The organism is Vreelandella gomseomensis (assembly GCF_031451645.1).
Classification (GTDB): Bacteria; Pseudomonadota; Gammaproteobacteria; order Pseudomonadales; family Halomonadaceae; genus Vreelandella; species Vreelandella gomseomensis.
Genome location: NZ_JARWAI010000010.1, coordinates 46,580 through 69,735, shown reverse-complemented (window position 1 = coordinate 69,735; position 23,156 = coordinate 46,580). Strand labels below are relative to the sequence as shown.

Sequence of the window (23,156 nt, the reverse complement as noted above, 5' to 3'; positions counted from 1 at the left end):
CCACTTGCCCAGATGGCGGAATTGGTAGACGCGCTAGCTTCAGGTGCTAGTGACCGCATGGTCGTGGAGGTTCAAGTCCTCTTCTGGGCACCAATCAAACTCGTGTTGTCCCCTTTCTACGAGTTGATAGGTGTTATCAGGTTGTTGTTCGCCCAGGTGGCGGAATTGGTAGACGCGCTAGCTTCAGGTGCTAGTGACCGTATGGTCGTGGAGGTTCAAGTCCTCTCCTGGGCACCATTGATGGATGCCCGCATCATTCAGCCTTTCATTTCCTCGTTTTAACTTCCCTTTCTTTTTATTAACTCCTCTTTCTTGTTCTAGCTTCCCTCGTTACCGCACCATCTGCCGTTCAGGCATGCTTTCATCGCTTGCTGCCCGGCTTATTGATAACGCCCCGGCCGCTTGGCGACCTCTTCCAGCGCCCAGCCTTCCGTGCGGATATCGCTTTCCAGCACACGCTCTACGTTGTCATCGAGCTCAGGGAAAAAATCCAGCCCGGTTTGCGCTTCGATGTCGTCGATGCTGGCCAGGTAGTCGTCCAGCGGCTCGTTGCCGCGAACGTCCTGGGGCATGATGAACGCCAGGGCGAGCGGCGCACTGTCGTGCGGGGCGACGATGATCTTGTAGAACGCCTCCGGCACCTGAACCAGCCCGACCCGATTGAAGACGTTATCCATGAAAGGCTCGGGGAAGATCGGCCCGGTAATCACCTGCAAGCTATCGAAGCGCGGCGCAAAGTGATCCATCACCGCTTCCTCCAGGCGCTGCCAGAGCTGGCGATTCAACTTGGGTCGCTGCGGGGTCATGTTGCTCATGTAAAAGGTATCGAGCTGGGCGCTACGCCCGTGCACGGCGGCAATGGCATAGTTGGGCGCCAGGTGACCTCGGTCGTAGCCGCTGCCCGAGTAGCTGTCGGTGCCCACCGGCCACAGGGTGCGCCAATCCGGTCGGAAATCGGGCCGCGAGCCAATCCGCGAATCGTCGACGGCGGCTACCTGGTAGCTGACCCACAGCGGATTGACGCGCACGTCCGACCAGCCGACCAGAAAGCCGTCATTGCGCAGCACGCGGTGGAAAGACGTAAGGCTCAGCGTTTCCCAGGTGGGCACGCCCTGCCAGGTATAGGCATCTTTATGCTGGCGTTCCTGGTACTGCCACAGCACGCTTCCCAGCGCCACGAACAGCACGAGAATCCCCATACGTCTGGCTTGCCGACGCCAGCCCAAGCGCAATCTACTCACTACTACAACTCCACACTGGCGACGGCCAAGCGACGCATGAACAAGGACCGATTACCAGCCAAGTGAAAACATGGTTTCCAGATCGTGGCGCGAATGCACCTGCATGGCGTTGAGCGTTTCGGTATCGCTGATGCCTTCCACCGCGTTGAGACGCTCGGTGACCAGGTCGGCCAGGCTCTCGAAGTCGCGGGTGCGCGCAATGGCGACCAGATCGTAGCGTCCGCAGGTCGAGTACACCTCGCTGATACCCTCCACATCCGCCAAACGCTCAGCGACGGCTCTCACCTGGCCTTTCTCGGTATTGATCAGAATGACTGCGTTTTGCATCGCGTCCTCTTCTATGTCGGTATTAGGTAGGCTCCATCATGGCGCGAGTATAACAGGGCGCTGGCAACGGGCGTAGTCGCTTGGGTAGGGGTTTGGCCAGCCGATTGAACCGCGTGACCGATTGTCGCTGTTAAGCGGGCGTATTCGCACTCCACGGGGCCTTCCGCTAGGATGAAAGCAAGCACTTGTTACATGGAGTGCTGTATAATAAATAACCATACCGTGACGAGACGTCAGACAATGACGACGAGGAGAGACCATGGCCAATCAGAGCCGACGTGCCTTCATGCGTAACAGCATGCTTAGCCTTGCTGCCTTGCCGCTAGGGGCGGGTATCTTGTCTAAAACGGCCTTTGCCCAGGCGCTTCCCCGCCTGGATCCGTCCTCCAGCAATGCCCAGGCGCTGAACTATGTGGAAGACGCAGCGGATGCCAGCGACCACCCGGCCTACGAAGAGGGCCAGCGGTGCGATAACTGCATGTTCTACAGCGCCGACAATGAAGGCTGCCAGCTTTTCCCTGGCAAGAGCGTGGAGCCCGCTGGCTGGTGCCAGTCCTGGGTTGCACAGAGCTAGCACCCGTACTGTAATTATGTCGGCAGGGGCGTGTTTCTCCCCTGCCATCACTTGGTTATCAGCTATCGTCTTGGCCCGGCTCTTCCACCGGCCAGCGATAGCGACGCGTCACGCGCCCCTCCTCCATCGATACCAGATGCACGGGAAACCCCCACAGTTTCTGCAAGTGCCGAATCACCGGATACACGGTTCTCGCCAACGGGCGGCGGCTGTCCTGAACGTGATGCAGCGTCAGCGAGCGATCGCCACGAATGGCGGCTTCCACCACCTGGATATTGGGCTCGCGCACCGATAGCGCGTATTGGGCCGCCAGGGCTTCGCGTACCTGACGGTAGCCCTGCTCATTGTGAATGGCGGCCACCTCCAGCATTTCTTCCTGATCGTCATCCACCACCAGAAACAGTTTGTGGTCGCGTATCACCTTGGGCGACAGGAACTGCTGGATGAACGATTCGTCCTTGAAATTGCGCATGGCGAATTCAAGCGTTTCCCGCCAGGGCGTGCCGGCAATATCCGGAAACCACTGTCGATCCTCCTCGGCGGGTGCCTCGCAGATACGCTTGATATCCATGAAAATGGCAAAGCCCAGGGCGTAGGGATTGATACCGCTGTAGTAGGGGCTGTCAAAGGCCGGCTGATTGATCACCGCCGCATGGGACTGCAGGAACTCGAGCATCAGCCCCTCATCCACATGGCCATCGTCGTAGAGGCGATTCATCAGCGTGTAGTGCCAGAAGCACGCCCAGCCCTCGTTCATCACCTGGGTCTGACGCTGGGGGTAAAAATACTGCGCCAGCTTGCGCACGATACGCACGATCTCACGCTGCCAGGGGGCCAGCAGCGGCGCGTTTTTCTCGATAAAGTAGAGCAGATTCTCCTGGGGCTCCGGCGGGTAGCGACCACCGCTATGCAGCCCCAGGGGGTCATCCACCTGCGACGCCAGGCTGCCGGGCAGCTGTTCGGCGCCTTCTGGCGCATCCGGAATGGTGCGCCACAGCAGGTTCACCTGGGTTTGCAGGTACGCTTCGCGCTCCTCCTGGCGCTTGGCTTCTTCCTCGGCCGAAATCGGCGACGGCCGCTTGTAGCGGTCCACGCCGTAGTTCTGCAGCGCATGGCAGGCATCCAGCAGTTGCTCGACCGCCTGCACGCCGTGGCGCTCTTCACACCGGGCGATATACTGACGGGCAAAGACCAGGTAGTCGACGATGGACTCCGCGTCGGTCCAGGTACGAAACAGGTAGTTACCCTTGAAGAAGGAATTATGCCCGTAGCATGCGTGGGCCATGACCAGCACCTGCATCATCAGGGTGTTTTCTTCCATCAGGTAGGCGATGCAGGGGTTGGAGTTGATCACCAGCTCGTAGGCGAGCCCCATCTGGCCACGCTTGTAGGCCTGCTCGACGGCCAGGAACTGCTTGCCGAACGACCAGTGGTGATACCCCACCGGCATCCCCACGCTGGCGTAGGCGTCCATCATCTGCTCGGTGGTGATCACTTCGATCTGGTTGGGGTAGGTATCCAGCCGGTATTCATCGGCCAGGCGTGCAAGCTCCTCGTCGAATTGTTCCAGCACGCGAAAGTTCCAGTCGGAACCGGTCGCGATGGGTTGGCGGGTGGCAGTCATGGCGCACTCCTCAACGGGCGGTCAGCGCTGCTGGTTCAAGCGGCGCTTAAAGAGTTCACGGAAGACGGGGTAGATATCCCCGGCCTCGACAATCTGGCGCATGGCAAACTGCTCGGGAAAGCGCGCGGCCACGGTCTCGTATTCCTGCCATAGCGATTGATGATCGTGGGGCGTGATTTCCACATAGGCGTAGTACTGTAGCTGCGGCATCAGCTGCTTGATCAGCAGGTCGCGGCACACGTTGGAGTCATCGTCCCAGTTATCGCCGTCGGAGGCCTGGGCGACATACAGATTCCACTGCCCGGGGGGATAGCGTTTTTCGATGATGCCGTTGACCAGCGTAAGCGCGCTGGAAACGATGGTGCCGCCGGTTTCCCGGGAGTAGAAAAACTCCTCTTCGCTGACCTCCCGCGCCGCCGTGTGGTGGCGGACAAACACCAGCTCGACCTTTTCGTAATGTTTCTCCAGAAACAGGTACAGCAACAGGAAAAAGCGCTTGGCGATGTCCTTGTGGTTTTGCGTCATGGAGCCGGACACGTCCATCACGCAGAACATCACCGCCTGGCTCGACGGCTGCGGCTGGGCGGACAGCTGGTGATAGCGCAGGTCGTAGGTGTCGATAAACGGCACCGCTTCGATACGTTTTTCCAGACGCTCGATTTCCGCCTTGAGCTCGGCGATACGCGCCGGGTTTCGCAGCACAGCGTCCTTGCGCTCCTCCGCCTCCAGCGCCTGCCTGGCTTCTTTCAAGGCGCGCTTGATGGGCGCGCGCATGGCGATACGTCGCGCGTACGCCTCGCGCATCGAGCGAGTAATGCTAATTCGCGAGGGCACACCGTCCCGGGCCAGGCCGGCGCGCACCATCTTGACTTCCTGGAGTGACTTGAGCGGTTTGCGCTGCAGGTGCGGAAGCTCTAGACCATCAAAGACGAACTCCAGGAACTCCTCGCGGCTCAGGGTAAAGGCAAACTCGTCGGTACCCTCGCCCTGATCGGAGGCGCCGCCCTCCCCCGCGCCGCCAGCACCGCCCTGGCCCGGCGGGCGGCGAATCCTGTCTCCCGCCAGGAACTCTTTATTGCCGGGGGAGACGATGTCCCGCGCCCCGCCGGGGCCGTGCTGGAACACCGGCTCGGAAATATCCTTGGTGGGAATCGAGACTTTTTCTCCCCGCTCCATGTCGGTGATCGAGCGACGGTTGACCGCCTCTTCCACGGAACGCTTGATATGCTGCCGATAGCGCTCCAGGAAGCGCTGCCGGTTGACTGCGCTCTTGTGCTTGGCGTTGGGCCTGCGATCGATAAAGTAGGTCATGCGACCTCCTAGCTCTTGGCTTGAGCGCTAGCCGCTACTGGGACTTACGGACGCGCAGGTACCATTCCGACAACAACCGCACCTGTTTTTCGGTATAACCTCGGTCCACCATCCGGGCGACGAAGTCCTCGTGCTTCTTCTGGTCGGACTTCGATGCCTTGGCATTGAAGGAGATCACCGGCAGCAGCTCTTCGGTATTGGCGAACATCTTGTGCTCGATGACGCCCTTGAGCTTTTCGTAGGACTGCCAACTGGGGTTCATGCCGTTGTTTTGCGCCCGGGCGCGCAGTACAAAATTGACCACTTCGTGGCGGAAGTCCTTGGGGTTGGAGATGCCGGCCGGTTTCTCGATCTTTTCCAGCTCATCATTGAGAGACTGGCGATCGAGCAGCTCGCCGGTTTCCGGGTCGCGGTACTCCTGATCCTGAATCCAGAAGTCGGCGTAGGTGACATAGCGGTCAAAGATGTTCTGGCCGTACTCGCTGTAGGACTCGAGGTAGGCGGTCTGGATTTCCTTGCCGATGAACTCGACGTAACGCGGCGCCAGGAATTCTTTTATGAAGCCGATATAGCGTTCGAAGACTTCCGACGGCAGCTGTTCGCGCTCGAGCGCCTGCTCCAGCACGTAAAGCAAATGCACCGGGTTGGCCGCCGTTTCCGTGCCATCAAAGTTGAACACCTTGGAGAGGATCTTGAACGCAAAGCGGGTCGACAGTCCCTGCATGCCTTCATCCACCCCGGCGGCGTCGCGGTATTCCTGCATCGACTTGGCGCGGGGATCGGTATCCTTGAGGTTCTCGCCGTCGTAGACGCGCATCTTGGAATAGATGCTCGAATTCTCCGGCACCTTGAGCCGCGAGAGAACAGAGAATTGCGCCAGCATACGCAGGGTATCCGGGGCGCAGGGCGCGGCGTTGAGCGACGAATGCTCGAGCAGCTTCTGGTAGATCTTGATTTCTTCGGTCACCCGCAGGCAGTAAGGCACCTTGACGATGTACACCCGGTCGAGAAACGCCTCGTTGTTGCGGTTGTTACGAAACGCCTGCCACTCGGATTCGTTGGAGTGGGCGAGAATCACCCCGTCGAAGGGAATCGCGCCCATGCCCTCGGTGGGGTTATAGTTGCCCTCCTGGGTCGCGGTCAGCAGCGGATGCAGCACCTTGATGGGCGCCTTGAACATCTCGACGAACTCCATCAGCCCCTGGTTGGCGCGACACAGCCCGCCAGAGAAGCTGTAGGCATCCGGGTCATCCTGGGAATAAAGCTCGAGCTGGCGGATGTCGACCTTGCCCACCAGCGAGGAAATATCCTGGTTGTTTTCGTCACCGGGTTCGGTTTTCGAGATGGCAATCTGATTCAGCCGTGAAGGATACAGGCGCACCACCCGGAACTGGGAAATATCACCGCCGTATTCCTTCAGCCGTTTGGCGGCCCAGGGCGACATCACGCTCTTGAGGTGGCGCTGGGGAATGCCGTATTCCTTTTCCAGCAGCTCGCCGTCTTCCTCCGGCGAAAACAGGCCAAGCGGTGATTCGTACACCGGCGAGCCTTTAATGGCATAAAAGGGAATCCGTTCCATCAGCAGCTTGAGGCGTTCGGCCAGGGACGACTTGCCGCCGCCCACCGGCCCCAGCAGGTAGAGAATCTGCTTGCGCTCTTCCAGTCCCTGCGCCGCATGGCGGAAGTAGGCCACGATCTGCTCGATGGCTTCCTCCATGCCGTGAAATTCGGCAAAGGCCGGGTAGCGGCGAATCACCTTGTTGGAAAAAATCCGCGAGAGGCGCGAGTCTTTAGCGGTGTCGATGACTTCAGGCTCACCAATCGCTTCCAGCATGCGCTCAGCGGCGCTGGCATAAACCTTGGGGTCACGGCGACATAGCGCCAGATATTCCTCGAGGCTCATATCTTCCTGCTGAACGCGGGCAAAACGGTCTTGAACGTGATCAAAGATGCTCATTGAACTCTCCTGTAGCCCATCCCCAGGCGGTCACCGTCAAGCGGCCAATGTCGTCACGGTGTGCCAAACGAGGTATCGCTCTATCAGCGTAGTCAGCATTAGCAAAATGTGATGGCTCAAACTTCAACGCTGCGGCGTTAATGCTATGAGCGTAAGGGCAGGCGATTAGTTGCGTTGAAAATAATCGGCTCGCTGATGACTGAATTGGCTCAAAGGCCACCTACCTCCCTACGCAAAGCGCCGCCTGTAAAGAGGCGGCGCCAGCTCAGAAAGTGCCAATCAGTCGGGTTATTCAAGCACCGCCTGGATATCGGCCAGCAGCTGGTCGAGCAATTCAACGGTGGTGTTCCAGGCGCATACAAAACGTACCCCGCCCGCGCCGATAAAGGTATAGAAGGTCCAGTCGCGGGCTTTCAACGCTTCAATGGCGTGAGGCGGCAATTCAACGAACACGCTGTTGGCCTGGGTGGGAAACATCAGCGACACGCCGGGTAACGCCTGCAGGCCGTCAGACAGGTAACGCGCCATGGCGTTGGCGTGCTGGGCATTGGTCAACCAGGCACCGCTTTCCAGCAGGCCAAGCCAGGGGGCGGAGACAAAACGCATCTTGGAGGCCAACTGCCCCGCCTGCTTGCAGCGGTAGGAAAAGTCCTCGGCCAGTTCCCGATTGAAGAACAGAATCGCCTCGCCGAAGGCCAGGCCGTTCTTGGTGCCGGAAAAGCATAGCGCGTCGACGCCCACCTGCCAGGTCAGCTCGGCGGGGGTGGCGTTCAGGCTGGCGCAGGCGTTGGCAAACCGCGCGCCGTCCATGTGCAGGCGCAGGTCGTACTTGTCCGCCATGGCGCGAATGGCCAGCAGCTCCTCGCGGGAATACACCGTCCCCACTTCGGTGGCCTGGGTCAGCGAGATGACCTTGGGCTTGGGGTAGTGGATATCGCTGCGCTTGGTGACCAGCGCTTCGATGCCTTCCGGGGTGAGCTTGCCGTCGGCGCCCGGCGACGTCAGCAGCTTGGCCCCATTGGAGAAGAACTCCGGGCCGCCGCACTCATCCGTTTCAATGTGCGCCAGCTCGTGGCAGATCACGCTGTGATAGCTGCGCCCCATCGCGGAAAGTGCCAGTGAATTGGCTGCGGTGCCGTTGAACACAAAAAACACGTCGCAATCGAAGTCGAACATCTCGCGAAAGCGGTCGGCGGCACGCGCCGTCCAGCGGTCGTTGCCGTAGGCCAGATCATCGGCCTGATTGGCCTCCAGCAGGTAGTCCATGGCTTCCGGGCAAATACCGGAGGTGTTGTCACTGGCTAAAAATCGCGGGGTACACTCCGAGGTCATGGCGATCGTCCTTTTGGGTAGTCCTTTATCTGGCAATCGAACGACGCAGGCTGGGTGCCACCCGCGTCGTCGTCATCCGTTAGGTTGGCTAACGTCACCAGTCTATCGCCATTTCAACGCTATAAGGAAGCCGCCAGCCGTGTGCCCTGGTCGATGGCGCGCTTGGCGTCCAGCTCGGCGGCTTCGTCGGCGCCGCCGATCACGTGAACGCGCCCACCCGCCTGTTCCAGCGGCGCGATCAACTCACGCACTGACTCCTGGCCCGCGCACACCACGATCGAGGCAACGGCCAGCACCTGCTCCTGGCCGTCGCGGCGGATGTGCAGCCCCTGATCGTCGATTTTCAGGTATTCGCACCCGGTCAGGGTCTTGACGCCACGTTGCTTGAGCGAAGCGCGATGCACCCAGCCGGTGGTCTTGCCCAGGTATTTGCCCGGCTTGGAGGTTTTACGCTGGAGCATGACGATGTCCCTGGGCGAGGCAGGCGGCGCGGGGGCTTTCAGGCCGCCGCGCTCGCCCACCGCCAGATCCACGCCCCACTCGTCGCACCAGGCAGCGAGGTCCAGCGTGGGATGCCCCGTATGGGCCAGCAGCTCGGAGACATCGAAGCCGATACCGCCCGCGCCGATCACCGCGACGGTCGGGCCGACACGCTCGGGCTGCTCGATGGCCTCGGCGTAGCTCAGCACGCTTGGGTGATCGGCGCCGGATAGCGTCAGTTCGCGGGGCATCACGCCGGTGGCAATCACCACCTCGTCGAACCCGGCCAGCGCCTCGACCGTGGCGGTGGTGTTCAGACGCACCTCGACGTCATGCTTGTCGAGCATGACGCGGTAGTAACGCAGCGTTTCATTGAACTCTTCCTTGCCGGGGATCTTGCGGGCGTAGTTGAACTGCCCGCCAAGCTCATCGCGACGCTCGAACAGCACCACCTGGTGCCCCCGGCTGGCGGCGGCCGTCGCCGTGGCAAGGCCCGCCGGGCCGCCGCCGACCACTGCCACGCGCTTCACTGACTGAGCAGGCGTAAGCGTCAATTCGGTTTCGTTGCAGGCGCGGGGATTGACCAGGCAGGACGTGAGCTTGCCGGCAAAGGTATGATCCAGGCAGGCCTGATTGCAGGCGATACAGGTGTTGATCTCGTCGGCCAGGCCCGCTTCGGCCTTGCGCACCCAGTCCGGGTCGGCGAGAAACGGTCGCGCCATGGACACCATGTCGGCGTGCCCTTCGGCCAGCACCCGCTCGGCCACGTCCGGCATGTTGATGCGGTTGGTGGTGATCAGCGGGATCGACAGCGCCGCCTTCATGCGCCGGGTCACGTCGCTGAACGCCGCGCGGGGGACACTGGTCACAATGGTCGGCACCCGGGCTTCATGCCAGCCAATGCCGGTATTGATCACATCGGCACCGGCGGCTTCGATGGCTTGCCCCAAGGCAACGACTTCCTCCCACGAACTGCCCTCTTCCACCAGATCGATCATCGACAGGCGGAAAATCACCAGGAAGCGCTCGCCCACGGCGGCGCGGATGCGCTTGACGATCTCGAGCGGGAAGCGAATCCGGCGCTCGACGTCGCCGCCCCATGCGTCATCGCGCTGGTTGGTACGCCGGCAGATGAACTGATTGATCAGATAGCCTTCCGACCCCATGACTTCAACGCCGTCGTAGCCCGCCTGCTGGGCGAGTTTGGCGCAGCGCACGTAGTCCTCGATCTGCTGTTCGACCTCATCACCGGTCAGCGCGCGGGGCGTGAAGGGGTTGATGGGCGCCTGGATCGCCGAAGGTGCCACCAGCCCAGGCGAGTACGCATAGCGACCGGCATGCAATATCTGCATGCATAAATGCCCACCCTCGGCGTGCACGGCCTCGACCACCTGGCGGTGCTGTGCCAGCTGCGACGTATCGGTTAACGCATTGGCGCCCTGAAACACGGCGCCTTCCGCGTTGGGCGCGATCCCCCCGGTGACAATCAGGCCAACGCCCGCGCGTGCGCGTTCAGCGTAGAACGCCGCCAGTCGCTCGAAGCCATTGGGCGCTTCTTCCAGGTTGGTATGCATGGAGCCCATCAACACCCGGTTGGGCAGCGTCAAGTGGCCAACGGTCAGCGGACGAAACAGGTGGGGATACGCAGGCGAATGCGTCATCACGGTTCTCCAGAGAATAATTCGACTATTATTCAAACAAGCGTATGACATCCTGACCGTGACGTACAGTCCTGGGGCTTGCTCATCACCACAAAGCAGGTCACATTACCCGGCTAACGATAAGGATCGCGACATGCCATTGATGTATTTTTTAGCGCCGCTGACCACCGTGCTGATCTGGTCGGGCAACATGACCATCAACCAGCTCACCGTGGGCGCCATTGCGCCAAGCAGTATCGCCTTTTTGCGCTGGCTGCTGGCACTGGTCGTCATGACCCCTTTTGTACTGCCCGCGGCACTTCGCCATCGCGATGAGATTCGCCGCCATTGGCCCAAGCTCGCCCTGCTGGGGTTGCTGGGCATGGGGCTATGGCAGGGCCTGGCGTACGTGGCAGCGGAAACCACGAGTGCCACCAATATGGGCATCCTCGCCGCCATGGTGCCGCTGCTGACGGTACTGCTCAGCGCCTTGATCTTGCGCGAACCGCCCACTCTGGGCGGCATTCTGGGCGGCGTGGTCGCCTTTATCGGCGTGACCGTTCTGCTTGGCCGAGGCAATCCGCTGTCCTTGTTGCAGTTACGGGTGGCCTACGGCGATGCACTGATGGTGGTGGCCGCCACCTGTTACGCCTTGTACGGTGTCATGCTCAAACGCTGGTCGATGAACCTCCCCCCCTGGGTCATGCTTTACGCTCAGGTGTGCTTTGCCGTGCTCATCCTGCTGCCACCTTATCTGCTGGGCCCGATGACGCCGGTAGACACTCAGAATATTGGACTCATCCTGTACGCAGGCATTCCAGCCTCCATCATCACCACCTTCCTGTGGATGCGCGCGGTGCGCCAGATCGGGGCGAGTCAGGCGAGTATCTTCATCAACCTGATGCCGCTGTTCAGCGCGCTCATCGCCATGGCGCTGTTGGGGGAACGGGTCGCCGGGTTCCACTTTATCGGCGGCCTGTTGATATTGGCGGGCGTCATCATGGCACAGACGCTGACTCAATCCTTTTCCCAGGCCGTCAAGAACGAAGGTGCCACGGTACGCAAACGCAGCTAACGAAAATCCATGCTTGAAAAACAAAATATCTCTACTAGGATTGTACATATCATTCATCGACACGATGCCTTTGAATGAAAAAGCAATTAATCAGATCATAAGGATTTGCTATGAAAAACGTCATCAGGACAGTCGCGCTAGTAGGTACATTCGGTTTGATGTCAGGCATGGCCTTTGCCGACCATCACGAAGACATGAAAGACCACGATCTAAATGAAGCGGAAACCAGCGTTGATTCCGCCAATGATCCGGACGATGGCCAGACTGAACCAAACGCGACAATGTCCGACGACGCTGTCGTGGAAGAGGAAAACGTCACTGACAGCGCCAACGATCCAGAAGATGCCATGAACGATCCCGATGGCCAGCTTGAAGAAGGCGAAGTTGCTTCTGACAACGGTGTCGACTCCGCTAACGATCCCGAAGATTGATCGCTGGTACGCCATCGGTTATGAAAAGCCCCGGCATTCGCCGGGGCTTTTTCGTTGGCGCCTCTATGGTACCCACTGAGGTTGCTGTCCCTGTAGATCGACCGAGAGTGGTATCATTGCGCCATGATTTTCACACGAAGGGTAATGCATGTCCTTAGAAGAACTGCACCTTAACCTCCGCAACCTCGCAAGCGACGACTACGAGCAGCTCAAGACGCTGATGGATGCGGTGTATCACGACATCGGGGGTGCCTGGCCCAAGCACACCATCGACAAGCTGATCCAGGAATTCCCCGACGGTCAGATTGCCATCGAGGACGACGGCGTGCTGGTTGGCGTCGCACTCACCGTGCAGGTGGACTACGACGAGTTTTCCAATCCGCACAAGTACGACGACCTGATCGGCCACCGCGAGATCATTCTCAACGATCAGGACGGCGATGCCATGTACGGGCTGGATATCCTGATCCACCCCGACTACCGTGGCTACCGCCTGGGGCGTCGCCTTTACGAGGCGCGCAAGGAGCTATGCCGTTCGCATAACCTGCGGGCGATTCTGGCGGGCGGACGTATTCCCGAATACTGCCAGCACGCCGACGAGCTCTCCCCGGCCCAGTACATTGACAAGGTCTCCCGCAAGGAGATCTACGACCCGATTCTGTCCTTCCAGCTGGCCAACGACTTCCAGGTCAAGCGCCTGCTGCGCAAGTACCTGCCCGAAGACGAGCAGTCCCGGGGCTACGCGACGCTGCTGGAATGGAACAACATCCTGTTCGAGCCCGCCGAAAGCGTACTCGATACCCGCCCGACCCAGGTGCGCGTCGGCGCGGTGCAGTGGCAGATGCGCGAGTTTTCCTCCGTCGAGGCTGCGCTCCAGCAGATCGAATACTTCGTGGATGCGCTCTCGGATTACCAGAGCGACTTTGCGGTCTTCCCGGAGCTTTTCAATGCGCCCTTGATGGGTTTGCAGGACCGCGAGGCTCAGCAGGATCAGATGGGCGCCATTCGCTTTCTGGCCGGCTTTACCGAACGATTCGTCACCGAGCTTTCGCGCATGGCCGTGTCCTACAACATCAATATCGTGGGCGGCTCGATGATCGAAGCCCGCGACGATGACCGGCTCTACAACGTCACCTACCTTCTCCACCGCGACGGTAGCATCGAGAAGCAGTCGAAGCTGCACATCACGCCCCAGGAGCGTCGCGACTGGGTGATCGAAGGTGGCGATGACCTGCAGGTATTCGATACCGACGCGGGACGCGTGGGCATCCTGATCTGCTACGACGTGGAGTTCCCGGAACTTGGTCGCCTGCTCGCCGACCAGGATATGGACATCTTGTTCGTGCCCTTCTGGACCGACACCAAGAACGGTTACCTGCGGGTGCGCCACTGCGCCCAGGCGCGGGCCATCGAAAACGAATGTTACGTGGTGCTGTGCGGCAGCGTCGGCAACCTGCCGTCGATCGAGAACCTGGACATCCAGTACGCTCAGTCGGCGGTGTTCTCGCCGTCCGACTTTGCCTTCCCCCACGATGCGGTGCTGGCCGAAACCACGCCCAATACCGAGATGATCTTCTTCTCGGACCTGGATCTGACCCGCCTGACCGTGGTGCGTGCCGAAGGCTCGGTGACCAACCTGAAAGACCGCCGCAAGGACCTTTTCGACCTGCGCTGGCGCGACTGGTCATGGAAGTCAGGCGCCAACCTCGACGACTGATTTGAAGTTAGCTTACTAACTCCAATCAGCCATCAAAAGTAGGATCGGAATCAGCCCGAAGCGGGGGTTATTCGCCAGGGCCGGAAAACTATTCCCGACGTTTCCGGCATTTCCGCCATCCGTGGCGGTCAGATGGCGAATGTAGCGCCCAGGGATGGGTTTACAGCGCCCCCGCGGAGGGTTGTTCCGATCCGGGCGACTGACTGATTAATCAGGCCAGACTAGGTGCCTGGGCACCCGCCCTTTGGCATCAAATACGACGCCTTCGTCGCGCAGTTTTTGATGCTGGCGGACGGCGCCACCATGGTCGGCGAGCTTCAACGATGCGGCAATCACCCGGTGCCAGGGTAGCTGGTGGCCGTCGGGTAGATGACGCATCGCCGAGCCGACCATGCGCGGCGTTGCGCCCTCGGTCATGGCGGCAATCCGCCCGTAGGTCGTCACCCGCCCCGCCGGAATCTGGTCGACAATGGTGTAGATCTGTTCGAGCAGTTCAGGACGGGGCATGGTCGTGTCTCCGGCTACCGAGGGTTAGCGTTTATCGTGGCGGGCCGGCCAGGCCTTGGGATCCACCTTGTGCTTGAGCTTGGGAAAGCGGCTGGGGTCGAACACCGGCTCTTTACCGGCCTTGAGCTGCTCGTCGTAGTCACGGAACAGCGCGAAGGCCACCGGCGACAGCAGCAGAATCGCCACCAGGTTGATGATGGCCATCATGCCCATCGACAGGTCGGCAAAGTTCCAGATCGCCCCGAGGCTTGCCACGGAGCCAATCATCACCATGGCCAGTACCGCTAGACGATAGACCAGCACGGCCATGGGCGCACGGCGTCCCGCCAGGTATTCGATGTTCGATTCGCCATAGGAATAGTTGGCGATCACCGAGGTAAAGGCAAACAGCAGAATGGCAATGGCCACAAACATGCCGCCCCAGTCACCGACGTGGCTGGAAAGCGCCATCTGCGTCAGCTGAATGCCGTTGTTTTCATCGCCCGCCAGCAGCTCAGGCCCTGCCATGATAATAATCGCAGCGGTCGCCGTGCAGATGACCAGGGTATCGATAAACACCCCGAGCATCTGGATAAAGCCCTGGGCGGCCGGGTGATTGGGGCGGGTGCTGGCCGTCGCCGCCGCATTGGGCGCCGAGCCCATGCCCGCTTCGTTAGAGAACAGACCGCGCTGGATACCGTTGATAATGGCCTGGGACACCGCGTAACCCACGGCACCGCCGGCTGCCTGCTCGATACCGAAGGCACTCTTGATGATGGTGCTCAATGCCGCCGGCAGATCGCCGATGTTGAGCGCGACCACTACCAGCGCCAGGGCCAGATAAAGCAGCGCCATCAGCGGCACGACCAGTTCGGCTACTTTAGCGATGGACTTCAAGCCACCAAAGATGATCGGCGCGACCACCGCCATCAGCACAAGGCCCATGACCCAGGTAGGAATCGCAAAGGCCTGCTCCATTGCCTGGGCGATGGAATTGGCCTGGACGCTGTTGAACGCCAGGCCAAAGGCAATGATCAGACAGATCGAGAACAGCACCGCCAGCCAGCGCATGCCCAGGCCGCGCTCGATGTAGCGGGCAGGGCCGCCGCGGAAGGTGTTGTCGCCGTGGTCGGTTTTATAGGCCTGGGCCAGCGTCGATTCCACAAAGCTGGTCGCCATGCCCACGATGGCGGTCATCCACATCCAGAAGATCGCGCCGGGGCCGCCGAAATAGATCGCCACGGCGACACCCGCCAGGTTGCCGGTGCCCACCCGGGCGGCCAGGCTGGTCGACAGCGCCTGGAACGATGAGATACCGCCGCTGCTCTGACGCGAACTACGCAGCAGCTTGAACATGTGACCGAAATAGCGCACCTGAATGGCGCGGGTCATCACGGTGAAATAGAGGCCTGCGCCAATCAGCAGATAAATCAGCACGCTGCCCCATAGCAGTCCATTGCCGCGATCGATAAATGACGTGATAAGCGGGGGAAGGGAAAAATCCATGCGTCTTGCGCCTTTTTAGTTCATTGGAGGCGCATTATTCTTCACGAATGCACCAAAATGGCAAGGAAATTGGCCAAATCGGTACCTGACAGTGAATAAAGCGGTCTATATCGCTGCTTGCAACCATTGCCACACCGTCTCGGCATCTTCGCTTACCTGGCGCCGGCTGGGCCTCACCAGCCAGAACCGCTCCTCACTGGGCACGCTGATCGAAAACGGGGCCACCAGATCGTCGCGCTGCTCGAGCAGACGACAGTGCGTCAGGGCAATCCCGCCCCCTTGGCTTGCCAGCGCCAGCGTCATGACCTGATTATCGCAGGTCAGCGCGTGGCACTGTGCCTCCAGATGTGACACCCCCGCCGTCTGCAACCAGCCGGGCCAGCCGACCCCAAAACCCACCGCGTGAAGCAGGGTATGCCCGGCCAGGTCGCCCGGTGTACGCAGCGTTGCGGCGATAGCGGGGGTACAGACCGGCAATAGCTGCTCGTCGCCGAGCGGGGACATCTCGACGCCGCTCCAGTCGCCCCGCCCGTAGCGAATTTCAATATCGGCGCCCTCCGGGCCGAAATCATCGGGCCAGATAGCGCTGACCAGGCGCAGCAGTAGCCTGGGGTGACGGTGATGCAGCTGAATCAGCCTCGGCGCCAGCCACGCCTGCTGAATGACCGGCGTGGCGCGCACCGTGACTGGCTGCTCGGGGGTCATGCCAAACACTTCCGAGGTGCCCTCGCTGATCCGCGCGAAGGCATCGTGAATACTCGGCAGCCAGGCCTGTCCGGCAGGCGTAAGGGTCAGGCTTCGGGCATGCCTGACGAACAGCTTCTGGCCCAGACGATCTTCCAGTAACCGAATGCGCTGGCTGATCGCCGCCTGTGTCACCCCCAGTTCGTTACCGGCAGCGGTAAAGCTGAGCGTGCGGGCGGCGGATTCGAAGGCCTGTAGCCACAATAACGGCGGCAATGCACTCATGGGAAAGCAACCTATAAGTTGAATGAGGTCTTAGGGGTCAGATTAATCGTTTGTCACGGCCAATGCGACTGCGCATCCTGATGACATAGGCCTTAGCACAAGGTTATTGAGTTCTACGTCGGGAGAAAGTGATGAACAGTGCCGTTTTTGCCGAAGCGCAACGCCAAGCCCCCCAAATGGGCGAACTGGCCCCCTACCAGGACGGTCCGTTGCTTACCGAGGCGGTGGCCAGCGACGACGGAGTTCGGCTTACCTGGCAGGATGGGCAGCACACGACCCTGCCCCTGCTGTGGCTACGCGACCACTGCGCCTGCGCCGCGTGTCGCCATCCGCAAACCCGCGAACGCCTTTATCTGCCGCTTGACGACATCCGTGAAACACCGGCGATCGAGCTGGCCGACGGGCATCTGTACCTGACGTGGCAGGATGGCCACGAGAGCGCCTTTCACAGCGGCTGGCTTTACCAGCGCCGCCCGGAAACCGAACTGCCCACGGCGGTTCCCTCGCTGACCCCCTGGCGGGATCCGTTCACGCCCGAGCGTATTCGCCATGCCGATTTTCTGACGCCCGAGGGCGAAAAAGCCTGGCTGACCGCCATGCTGCGCGATGGCCTGGCGTTGATTACCGAAGGCCCGCTGGTGGAAGAAGAAGTCAGCCGCCTGGCGGAGCGCATCGGCCCACAGCGGGCCACCAACTTTGGCGCGCGTTTTGATGTGCGCTCGAAGCCGAACCCCAACAACGCTGCCTACACGGCGGTAGGCCTGCCGCTGCATATCGACCTGCCCAACTGGCGCCAGCCGCCGGATATTCAACTGCTTTACTGCCTGCAAAACGAGGCCAGCGGCGGCCAATCGCTGTTTGCCGATGGTGCCCGCGTCGCCAACGCGCTGCGCGAACAGGATCCGGACGCCCTGGCCATTCTGAGCGACACGCCGATCGATTTTCGTTTCCAGGATGACACCCACGACATTTCGGTGCGCGCGCCGGTCATCAAGCTCGACGACGACGGCAACCTCGTCGAAATGCGCCTCAACAACTGGATTCGCGACACCCTGCACCTGCCGGCGTCCAAGATGGCCGCCTGGTATCGCGCCTACCGTGTGCTCTGGCAGCTCTTCCACAGCGAAGCGCACCAGATCGAGTTCACGCTGCGCCCCGGCGAGATGGTCGCGTTCGACAACCGACGCGTGCTGCACGGACGGCGTGAATTCGACCCCAACAGCGGCGCTCGCCACTTGCAGGGCACCTACCTGGATCGTGACATGCTCACCTCTCGGCTGCGCGTACTCGCGCGCCGCGCATAAAATAACCCCAAGCAAGGAGATCACATGACACACCTCAAACCTCTCGCCTCGGGCATTGCCCTGGCAAGCGCCGCCCTGTTTACCTCGCCAGCCCAGGCCGACGACCAGACCCTCGATTTTGGCGTACCCGCCTGGCCCGGCATTACCGTCAAGACCGCCATCGCCGAGCAGCTGCTCAACCCGCTAGGCTACGAGACCACGACCCAGGAAATCGGCCTGCAGGTGATTTACCAGGGGATCGAAAGCGGCGATATCGATGCCTTCCTGGGTGCCTGGCTGCCGGCTCAGCGTGAGATGTTCAACCCGCGCAAGGAATCCGGCGTACTGGTGGATGTGGCCAACAACGTCGATGGCGCGCAAATGACCCTGGCCGTGCCGGAATACCTTTATGAAGACGGCCTGCAACGCTTTGCCGATCTGGATGATTACCGTGACCAGTTGAATGGCGAGATTCATGGCTTTGGTGCCGGTTCGGCGGCCAGCGAAATCCTCAACAACGCCATTGATAACGACACCTGGGGACTCGGCGACTGGCAACTGGTCGATACCAGCGAAGTCGCGATGCTCTCCGCCGCGCGGGATGCGATTTCCCGGGAAGAGCCCATCGTATGGGTTGGCTGGACACCGCACTGGATGAACCTTGAGCTGCCGATGCGCTATCTCGGCGACGAGAAAGACCTGTTCGGCGAGAACAATGGCGAAAGCGACGTACTTACGCTACTGCGTGCCGGCTACGCCGACGCCAACCCTAATGTCGTGACGTTCTTTGAACAGTTCACCTTCAGCGCCGAAGAACAGAGCTGGATGATCCAGCAGTTCGGCCAGGAAGAGCGTGAACTGGACGGTGTCGCCGAGCAGTGGATCAACGACAACGCCGAGCGGGTCGAAGCCATGCTTGCAGACGTCACCACCACCGACGGCGACCCCGCCTGGCCGGTTATCGAAGCCGAGCTGAACGACTGAGGACGCAGGCAACCTTACCTTCCACCGGTGCGCTAGCGTATGCTAGCGCTTTTTAAACCGGTGGGAACACGCATGTCACGCACGCTCCTCAAAGGCATAGGCCTGGTGATTGCCCTCGTGGCGCTGGGCGTCATGTGGCATATGCTGCAGCGCTACGAGATCCTCACCCAGGCCCACCTTACCGAATTAACCCGCACCATTGGCCAGTGGCGTACCGCGCCCTGGATGTTTGCCGCAGTGGTCGCGGTATACGTGGGTTCCCTGCTGATCATGTTTCCGCTGAGCCTGCTGGTCGTGGTGACCGGTTTGCTGTTCGGCCCGCTATGGGGACTCGGCTACGCCACCCTGGGCACGCTTGCGTCGTCCGTGGTGTCGTATTGGGCGGGCTACTGGCTGGGGCGCGACGCCCTGATGCGCTACGGCGGTCGCCACCTGCGCGGGCTTTCCGGCTATCTGTCGCAGCGCGGCGTGCGCACCATGACGGTTATTAACCTGCTGCCGCTCGCCCCCTTCACCCTGACCAACATGCTGGCGGGGGCTTTCCACCTCAACTTCCGTGACTACATGATCGGCTCGACGCTGGGCATCGTGCCGGGGCTCGCGGCGGTGATCCTGCTTGGCAGTCAGCTGAGCGCCCTGCTCACCGCCGCTTCCTATCAAGAGCTTGGCCTGGCCGTTCTCGGCCTGGCCGCCGGTGTGGGCCTGCTGCTGGGCCTGAAGCGCTACGCGGCGTCACGCACGGCCAGCCGTGGCCAGAACGATCACCCATAAGGCTATCCTGGCACTCCCTGGGTATTACCGTGATTTTTTCTCGTGGTATTTGGCCAGCACTTCGGCGTAGAAATGGGTCACCGAAGAGGCAAACCTGGGGATATCGTAATCGGCGGCAAACTGCTGTGCCTGCTGGCCCAGCGAGTGTCGCAGGTCATCGTCCTCGGCAAGTTCCCACACCCGCTGCCCCCACTGCTGGCGATTCTGCGGCGTCTTGAAGCCGTTGAAGCCATCGCGCACCACGTCATCGATACCGCTTGAGCGCACCGCCACCACCGGCAGCCCCGCCGCCATGGCCTCAAGAATCACCATGCCCTGGGTTTCCGAGGTCGAGGCAAACACAAAGACATCGCCCAGGTGGTAGTAAAGCGCCATTTCATCCGGTGGGATCGCGCCCACCAGCGTGACCTGATCCGCCAGCGCCAGGGTGTCGATCTGCGTCTGCAGCGTTTGCCGGTCGGGCCCATCGCCGATCAACAGCAGGTGCAGGTCGTCGTGGCCCTGGCGTTTGAGCTCGGCGAGTGACTCCAGCATGAAGCCAATATTCTTCTCCTTGCTGATGCGCGAGACGCTGATCAGCAAGGTGGCCGATGGGGATACGTTCAACTGCCCACGCAATGCCTCAAGGGCATGGGCATCCACGCTGGCAAAGCGCTGGGCGTCGATTCCGGTGGGCTGCACCAGCGTCGGCGTCTTGACCCCGATCATGCGCAGGTACTCTTCCGCCGAGTGCGTCGGCACGATTACCCCCTGGCAGCGGTTCGAGAAGCGCTTGATCAGGTAGTGGGAAATCAGGTTGCGGAACAGCGCCCCGGGCAGCGGCACGAAATGCGCGTAATGCTCGAGGCGCGTGTGGTAGGTATAGACCACCGGCACGCCCAGCCGGCGTCCCATCCACAGCCCCATGGAGCCCAGCCAGAACGGGTGATGAACGTGAATCACATCCGGCCTGAAGGCACGCAGGCAGCGGCGAAAGTGAACGCTGAAGGGGTTGGTCAGGCGAAACTCGCGCTTCTCTCCGAAAGCCATCAGCGTGGGCACGCGGTGGATGGTGTCGTCGTCCTGCCAGGTGTCGCGGTAGCGCGGCACCAGCAGGTGAACCCGATGCCCCGCTTTCTGCACCCCCTGGCGCAGGCGCTCTACCGAGACCGAGACCCCGGACACAAACGGAAAATAGTTGTTCGAGACCATGGCGACGCGCAGCGGCTTATCCAGATAGGGCGTCGGGTCGATATCAAAATCCGGATAGTAGTCACGCTCCTCGAAGATCAGCCGGTAGAGCCGCATGGCCAGCAGCGTCAACAAGCCCACAATCAGCAAAAACCGCAGATAGCTGACATAAAAGAAGGCATAGAGCGTCGACCATACGCTGGTGATCATTCGCCACCAGGCGGGGCTGTCCACATTCAGGCGCACGGGGAACAGGCTGACCGATTCGCCGTCCACCTGGGTGACCACGTAGTGGTGAAAGCTGCTGTCGGCATCGATGAGGATGCCGCCCGCGCCACCGGTGGTCACGTAGTCCACCCCGTTGAGCGTCTGGTGGGAGAACAGCGACAGATTGGCCGAAAACACTGTATCCACCGCGTAGCGCTCGGACAGACGCATGATCCCCTGGGCAAGTTGAGGGTTATTCAGGTAGTTGTCGGATTCGAACAGCGGCGCATCGCTGACCACATTGTGCAGCGGCTCCCCGATGAACAGGAAGCGATGCTGTGCCTCGGACGCGGCCAGCTCGCGTTCCAGCCAATCCAGCTGCCACGACGTGGACGACTTGCCGGTGCCATCCAGGAAAATGAAGTGACTATTGCCCGCGACAAACGAATAGAAATGCGGCCCGAAATATTCGTAGAACCGATAGCTGCCGAAGTCGCTGTCTTCATGTTCTCCATAGGTCAGCAAGTACGGCACGTCGAGCAGCTCCAGGCTCTTGTAGATCGCCTGATAGCTTTCCTGCTGACCGCCGCTGACGGCATTGCCCGCCGAGACCAGAAAGTCGATATCGCCCTGATTGACCAGCGGGACGATCTCGTCCTGAAACACATTGACCGAGTTGTTGATATTGCCCACCACGGCAAAACGAAAGTCGTCGCGCCCTGACAAGGCATCGCGGATATCGGCCACCTGCCGAGTGTGCACCGACTCGAATTGCGGCTCGGCCACATACAGCCACACCTGATGAATCACCAGGCCCGCCACCAGTGCCAGGTTGAGGACGAACAGCAGCCGCAGCCAGCGCAGGCGGGAAAATCGAAAAAGACGACGTCGTGGCATGAGAAGGCAAGGGTCTCTGAGTCAAGTGGGCATGCGGCCAAACGCGCTGCGCTTGGATAGCGCCTGAGACTATACAGCAAGCTTTTCAGCGAGCAATACAGGGCTAGGCGCTATCCCGGCCGTTGAGGGTCATGATCACGCGGCGACTGCCCCCGTACTCGCGGTGCTCGCCCAGCCAGATGCCCTGCCAGGTGCCCAGCGCCAAACGGCCATCGCGCACCGCCAGTGTCAGCTGCGTGCCCAGCAGGCTGGCCATGACATGGGCGGGCATGTCATCCGGGCCCTCCAGGGTATGGCGAAAATAATCCAGCCCTTCCGGCACCAGTCGGCGCATGAAGGCATCCATATCATGGCGGACATCGGGGTCGCTGTTTTCGTTGAGGGTCAACGAGGCCGAGGTGTGCAGCAGCTGCAGATGCACCAGTCCCATCTCGCACGCCTCAAGCCCTGGAAGCGCCTCGACCAGTTCATGGGTGACAAGATGGAAGCCCCGTGGCCGCGCGGATAAGTGAATCTCATCTTGGTGCCACATGGCCATCACCTTTATAGTAGAAAATGTTGACCCACTCATTGTTGGCGGCGACGTTCAAATTAGCAAACCCACGCCGTATCTCTGGAGCCCCCATGTCACTACCCTGGAAGGTCATCCTGTGCAGCGCTGCTCTGTCAGGCTGCACCGGCATCCCTGACGGCACTCAGCCGGTTACCGGCTTCGAACTCGACCGCTACCTGGGGCAGTGGTATGAAATCGCCCGCCTGGATCACTCCTTCGAGGAAGGGCTTCACTGCGTCACGGCAAGCTATAGCCTGCGCGACGATGGCGGCGTCAAGGTGATCAACCGCGGCTACCACCGGGAAGACCAGGCATGGGACGAAGCCGAGGGGCGCGCCTACTTTATCGATGAGCAAGATGTGGGTCGCCTGAAAGTCAGCTTTTTCGGCCCCTTCTACGGTGGCTACAACATCCTGGCCCTTGATGACGACTACCAGTGGGCGCTGGTGTCGGGCCCCAACCGCGACTATTTATGGATCCTGTCCCGCTCGCCGGACATGGATAGCGAGACGGAAAAACGGCTGCGCCAGCGGGCCGCCGAACTGGATTTCCCCACCGACGAACTGATTGACGTCGAGCACGGTGACGCCTGCCCGGAACGCTAGCGGGCACTGTAGCTTA

20 protein-coding genes and 2 tRNA genes are annotated in these 23,156 nt (G+C 60.8%); 10 read left to right on the top strand and 12 right to left on the bottom strand.

Annotated elements, in window-relative coordinates:
- The first annotated feature begins 6 nt into the window (after positions 1–6).
- Both QC815_RS13575 and QC815_RS13570 read left to right on the top strand, forming a co-directional pair.
- Positions 7–93: transfer RNA gene (locus QC815_RS13575), tRNA-Leu, on the top strand.
- Positions 94–150: 57 nt separating this feature from the next.
- Positions 151–237 (top strand) — tRNA-Leu (locus tag QC815_RS13570).
- A gap of 143 nt (positions 238–380) precedes the next feature.
- Here QC815_RS13570 and QC815_RS13565 read toward each other — a convergent pair.
- Together QC815_RS13565 and QC815_RS13560 are read right to left on the bottom strand one after the other, a co-directional pair.
- Complete coding sequence (locus QC815_RS13565; RefSeq protein ID WP_310540406.1) at positions 381–1,199, bottom strand: DNA/RNA non-specific endonuclease; 819 nt, start codon at positions 1,197–1,199, stop codon at positions 381–383.
- 93 nt (positions 1,200–1,292) lie between these two features.
- Positions 1,293–1,568, bottom strand: coding sequence for an Lrp/AsnC family transcriptional regulator (locus tag QC815_RS13560; protein WP_230447405.1), 276 nt, complete (start codon positions 1,566–1,568; stop codon positions 1,293–1,295).
- 259 nt (positions 1,569–1,827) lie between these two features.
- Here QC815_RS13560 and QC815_RS13555 point away from each other — a divergent pair, with 259 nt between their 5' ends.
- Positions 1,828–2,142, top strand: a complete 315-nt coding sequence (locus tag QC815_RS13555) for a high-potential iron-sulfur protein (protein WP_310540320.1) — start codon at positions 1,828–1,830, stop codon at positions 2,140–2,142.
- Positions 2,143–2,200: 58 nt separating this feature from the next.
- Here QC815_RS13555 and QC815_RS13550 read toward each other — a convergent pair whose 3' ends face one another.
- From QC815_RS13550 to QC815_RS13530, 5 genes are all read right to left on the bottom strand, one after another.
- Positions 2,201–3,766, bottom strand: coding sequence for a SpoVR family protein (locus QC815_RS13550; protein WP_310540318.1), 1,566 nt, complete (start codon positions 3,764–3,766; stop codon positions 2,201–2,203).
- A gap of 21 nt (positions 3,767–3,787) precedes the next feature.
- The gene (locus QC815_RS13545; protein ID WP_310540316.1) at positions 3,788–5,077 is read right to left on the bottom strand and encodes a YeaH/YhbH family protein; all 1,290 of its coding nucleotides are present in this window, start codon (positions 5,075–5,077) and stop codon (positions 3,788–3,790) included.
- 34 nt (positions 5,078–5,111) lie between these two features.
- Positions 5,112–7,034 (bottom strand): PrkA family serine protein kinase, encoded by a 1,923-nt coding sequence (locus tag QC815_RS13540; protein WP_230447401.1) that lies wholly within the window; start codon positions 7,032–7,034, stop codon positions 5,112–5,114.
- 288 nt (positions 7,035–7,322) lie between these two features.
- Complete coding sequence (locus tag QC815_RS13535) at positions 7,323–8,366, bottom strand: threonine aldolase family protein (RefSeq protein ID WP_310540313.1); 1,044 nt, start codon at positions 8,364–8,366, stop codon at positions 7,323–7,325.
- Between the two features lie 119 nt (positions 8,367–8,485).
- Positions 8,486–10,507 carry an FAD-dependent oxidoreductase gene (locus tag QC815_RS13530; protein ID WP_310540311.1) on the bottom strand — a complete coding sequence of 674 codons (2,022 nt, stop codon included), beginning with the start codon at positions 10,505–10,507 and terminating at the stop codon, positions 8,486–8,488.
- Positions 10,508–10,640: 133 nt separating this feature from the next.
- On the opposite strand from QC815_RS13530, the gene QC815_RS13525 reads away from it, so the two are divergent.
- The 3 genes from QC815_RS13525 (at position 10,641) to QC815_RS13515 (ending at position 13,709) form a co-directional block, all read left to right on the top strand.
- The gene (locus QC815_RS13525) at positions 10,641–11,561 is read left to right on the top strand and encodes a DMT family transporter (protein WP_230447398.1); all 921 of its coding nucleotides are present in this window, start codon (positions 10,641–10,643) and stop codon (positions 11,559–11,561) included.
- A gap of 110 nt (positions 11,562–11,671) precedes the next feature.
- On the top strand, positions 11,672–11,992 hold the full coding sequence (locus QC815_RS13520) for a hypothetical protein (protein WP_230447397.1): 321 nt from the start codon (positions 11,672–11,674) through the stop codon (positions 11,990–11,992).
- 148 nt (positions 11,993–12,140) lie between these two features.
- Positions 12,141–13,709, top strand: coding sequence for a carbon-nitrogen hydrolase family protein (locus QC815_RS13515; RefSeq protein WP_230447396.1), 1,569 nt, complete (start codon positions 12,141–12,143; stop codon positions 13,707–13,709).
- Between the two features lie 207 nt (positions 13,710–13,916).
- Here QC815_RS13515 and QC815_RS13510 read toward each other — a convergent pair whose 3' ends face one another.
- From QC815_RS13510 to QC815_RS13500, 3 genes are all read right to left on the bottom strand, one after another.
- A complete protein-coding gene (locus QC815_RS13510) occupies positions 13,917–14,216 on the bottom strand; it encodes an MGMT family protein (protein WP_230447395.1) in 300 nt (99 codons plus the stop codon).
- 24 nt (positions 14,217–14,240) lie between these two features.
- Complete coding sequence (locus QC815_RS13505) at positions 14,241–15,701, bottom strand: alanine/glycine:cation symporter family protein (RefSeq protein WP_230447394.1); 1,461 nt, start codon at positions 15,699–15,701, stop codon at positions 14,241–14,243.
- Between the two features lie 105 nt (positions 15,702–15,806).
- The gene (locus QC815_RS13500) at positions 15,807–16,670 is read right to left on the bottom strand and encodes a LysR substrate-binding domain-containing protein (protein WP_230447393.1); all 864 of its coding nucleotides are present in this window, start codon (positions 16,668–16,670) and stop codon (positions 15,807–15,809) included.
- Positions 16,671–16,801: 131 nt separating this feature from the next.
- Between QC815_RS13500 and QC815_RS13495 the strand changes: the two genes are divergently transcribed.
- The 3 genes from QC815_RS13495 to QC815_RS13485 all read left to right on the top strand — a co-directional run bounded on the left by QC815_RS13495 (position 16,802) and on the right by QC815_RS13485 (position 19,708).
- On the top strand, positions 16,802–17,974 hold the full coding sequence (locus tag QC815_RS13495; RefSeq protein ID WP_230447392.1) for a TauD/TfdA family dioxygenase: 1,173 nt from the start codon (positions 16,802–16,804) through the stop codon (positions 17,972–17,974).
- Positions 17,975–17,998: 24 nt separating this feature from the next.
- Positions 17,999–18,937, top strand: a complete 939-nt coding sequence (locus QC815_RS13490) for an ABC transporter substrate-binding protein (protein WP_230447391.1) — start codon at positions 17,999–18,001, stop codon at positions 18,935–18,937.
- A gap of 72 nt (positions 18,938–19,009) precedes the next feature.
- Positions 19,010–19,708 (top strand): TVP38/TMEM64 family protein, encoded by a 699-nt coding sequence (locus QC815_RS13485; protein WP_230447390.1) that lies wholly within the window; start codon positions 19,010–19,012, stop codon positions 19,706–19,708.
- A 24-nt stretch (positions 19,709–19,732) separates the two neighbouring features.
- Here the strand turns inward: QC815_RS13485 and QC815_RS13480 are convergent, their stop codons facing one another.
- Together QC815_RS13480 and QC815_RS13475 are read right to left on the bottom strand one after the other, a co-directional pair.
- Positions 19,733–21,982 carry a glycosyltransferase gene (locus QC815_RS13480; RefSeq protein ID WP_230447389.1) on the bottom strand — a complete coding sequence of 750 codons (2,250 nt, stop codon included), beginning with the start codon at positions 21,980–21,982 and terminating at the stop codon, positions 19,733–19,735.
- Positions 21,983–22,085: 103 nt separating this feature from the next.
- Positions 22,086–22,514: a secondary thiamine-phosphate synthase enzyme YjbQ gene (locus QC815_RS13475; RefSeq protein WP_230447388.1), complete on the bottom strand. Its 429-nt coding sequence runs from the start codon at positions 22,512–22,514 to the stop codon at positions 22,086–22,088.
- 92 nt (positions 22,515–22,606) lie between these two features.
- On the opposite strand from QC815_RS13475, the gene QC815_RS13470 reads away from it, so the two are divergent.
- Positions 22,607–23,140: a lipocalin family protein gene (locus QC815_RS13470; RefSeq protein ID WP_230447387.1), complete on the top strand. Its 534-nt coding sequence runs from the start codon at positions 22,607–22,609 to the stop codon at positions 23,138–23,140.
- The last annotated feature ends 16 nt before the right edge of the window (positions 23,141–23,156 follow it).